At 72.0% G+C, this 2,664-nt stretch carries 3 protein-coding genes; 1 reads left to right on the top strand and 2 read right to left on the bottom strand.

Going from position 1 to position 2,664, the window contains the following annotated elements; translation table 11 throughout:
- A partial coding sequence (locus LLG88_11700; protein MCE5247564.1) for a tetratricopeptide repeat protein occupies positions 1–223 on the top strand: 223 nt, incomplete at its 5' end.
- A gap of 37 nt (positions 224–260) precedes the next feature.
- Here the strand turns inward: LLG88_11700 and LLG88_11695 are convergent.
- Both LLG88_11695 and LLG88_11690 read right to left on the bottom strand, forming a co-directional pair.
- Positions 261–1,802 (bottom strand): DHA2 family efflux MFS transporter permease subunit, encoded by a 1,542-nt coding sequence (locus LLG88_11695; GenBank protein MCE5247563.1) that lies wholly within the window; start codon positions 1,800–1,802, stop codon positions 261–263.
- Positions 1,799–2,664, bottom strand: an 866-nt coding sequence (locus LLG88_11690; protein MCE5247562.1) for an efflux RND transporter periplasmic adaptor subunit, incomplete at its 5' end; no start/stop codon positions are given. The genes LLG88_11695 and LLG88_11690, both read right to left, overlap by 4 nt.

Below are 2,664 nucleotides of genomic sequence, written 5' to 3'. Positions count from 1 at the left end.
GTACCTCGCGGTCGCGCACTATTCGCTGGGGCTCGCCCATCAGGCGCTCGGCCGCTACGACGACGCGCTCGACGAGTTCGAGATCGCGGTGACGATCGACCCGACGCTCGGCGACGCGAGGACGAACCCCGACGTCGTCGGCAACACGCTGGTCCCGTACGCCAAGATCCGCGCGCGGCAGCGCGCCGCGTCGAGCGCCGCGCCGTTCGCCGGGCCGCGCTGACCGATTCGGGCGATCCGCGAGGAAGGCGCCGCGGCCCTCAGTGGACCGCGGCCTTTTTCTTCTGCATGCCGCGCGGCAGCTTGATCGCCAGCGAGGCGGCGAAGACCAGCGCCCCTCCGATCATGAACAGCGCGAGGACCTGGTAGACGGAGTGGAAGGCCCACGACGTCGTCTGCCGGCGCACGAGCTGCTCGCCGATGTACGCCGCGCCGCCGACGAGGTCGGAGCGGTAGTAGGTCGGGCCGAGCGCGCTCGCGGCGGCCGCGAGCGCCTCCGTGTTCGGCCGCCCCGGCTCGAGGAAGTGCAGGGTGGCGACGGTGTAGGCGTCCGCCTTGGCGGAGAGCAGGGCGGTGCTGACGGCGGTGCCGATCGACCCCGCGACGAGGCGCGAGACGTTCTGGATCGTCGAGCCGAAGCCGATGTCCTCGTCCCGCAGCGGCGCGACCGCGAGCAGCGCCGCGGGGACGAACGTCCCGCCGACCGTGGCGCCCCAGAGCATATAGTCGAAGACCAGCGTGCGGATCGGCGTGTCGGGATCGGTCGTGAAGAGCCACGAGGCGACGCCGGTCAGCAGCAACGTGACGAAGCCGACCTTGCGCGGGTCGAAGCGGTCGCAGAGCACCCCCGAGGCGAGGGTGAAGATCGCGGTGAGGATCGAGCCCGGGAGCAGGATCAGGCCGGCCTGCAGCGTCGTCAGGCCGCGCAGCCGCTGCATGAAGACCGGCAGCAGCAGGAAGAAGCCGTAGGCGTTGATCGACAGCAGGATCATGCAGGTGATCGCGACCTGGAAGAGCGGCTCCCGCAGCACGCGCCGCGGGAAGAGCGGCTCCTTGCCGAAGCGCAGCCGCAGGACCGCCGCGACGCCGAAGACGACGGTCGCGACGAGCAGCATCACGATCAGGTCGGAGGTCAGCCAGCCGAGTTCCTGTCCCTTGCCGAGCAGCACGATCAGCGCGGAGAGGGCCAAGGCGACGGCGCCGAAGCCGAAGCCGTCGAAGCGCGGCTTGGAGCGCTGGTTGAGCCCCTTGAGGACGAGCAGGATCAGCGCGACGTCGAGCAGGCCGATCGGCAGGTTGACGTAGAAGACCCAGCGCCAGTTGAGGTGCTCGGTGATCAGCCCGCCGAGCGTCGGCCCCGCCGCCGGGGAGAACGAGCCGGCGAGGCCGTAGAGCCCCATCGCCGCGCCGTGCTCCTCGGGCGGGAAGACCTCGAACAGGATGACCATGCCGACCGGCACCAGCAGCCCCTCGCCCAGGCCCTGGACGAAGCGGGCGGCGAGCATCACCGGCAGGCTCCACGCCGCGCCGCAGACCGCCGAGGCGCCGACGAAGACGAGCAGCCCCAGCACGTAGGCGACGCGCGCGCCGATCCGCGCCGCCACCCAGGCGGCGGCGGTCATCGCGACCGCCGCGCCGACGAAGTAGATGATCACCACCCATTGCACGCCGTACAGGTCGGTGGACAGCGAGGGCATCATCTTCGGCAGGACGATGTCCACGATCGTCGTGTCGAGCAGGGCGATGAAGATCCCCAGCGACACGAGGATGCCGGTGAACCACTTGTAGGCGTTCTGGCTCACTCTTCGTCCCGTCCCTCGCGGCGCGCGGCCACTTCGACCGACATGCCGGGGACAAGCTGGTCGCGCGGCACGTCGGCGTCGAAGTCGATCTCGACCGGCACGCGCTGCGTGAGCTTGGTGAACTCGCCCGCCGTGACGTCGCGCGGAATCAGCGCGAACTCGCCGGCCGAGGCGCGGTGGATCAGGCGGACCTTGCCGTGGCGGGCGCCGCCGCCGAGGGCGTCGAACGTCAGCTCGACCCGCTGGCCGACGCGGACGTGCGGGAGCTTCGTCTCCTCGAAGCGGGCCTCGACGTACATGTCGGCCGGATCGTAGAGGGCGACGACGGGGCGGCCCGGGGAGACGAAGTCGCCCGGCTCGACGAACTTGCGCGCCACGACGCCGCCCAGCGGCGCGAGCAGCTTCGTCTTGCCCAGCGTCGTGCGGGCCAGCTTCAGCGCTTCCTCGGCCTTGGAGAGCGCCTCGCCGGCCTGTTTCTCGCCGGCCGCGGCCTCGGCGATCTTCGCCTGCGAGGCGCGCGCCTCGGCCAGCTTCGCCTCCGCGGCGCGGATCTGCGCCTCGGCCGCCTCGCTCGACGCGCGGGCCGCCTTGAAGGCGGCGTCGATCTCGTCGAACTTCGCCCGGCCGATCGCCTTCTGCTCCAGGAGCGCGGAGAGGCGCCGGTGCTGCGCGGCGACGTAGGTCTCGTTCGCCGCGGCCTGCGCCCGCTGCTGCCTCGCCGCGGCCACCGCGGCCTCGGCGGCGTGGATCTGCGCCGGCACGTCGCCGGAGGCGAGGGCGAGCTTCGCCGCGGCGACGTCCTTCTGCGCGGCGAGCGTCCGCACGTCGGCGGCGGCCATCTGCTCGCGCTGGCCGTAGTCGG

It is taken from the genome of bacterium, from assembly GCA_021372775.1.
Lineage (GTDB): Bacteria > Acidobacteriota > Polarisedimenticolia > J045 > J045 > JAJFTU01.
The sequence above is the reverse complement of the archived record's forward strand: the minus strand, read 5'-3'. Positions and strand labels throughout refer to the sequence as shown.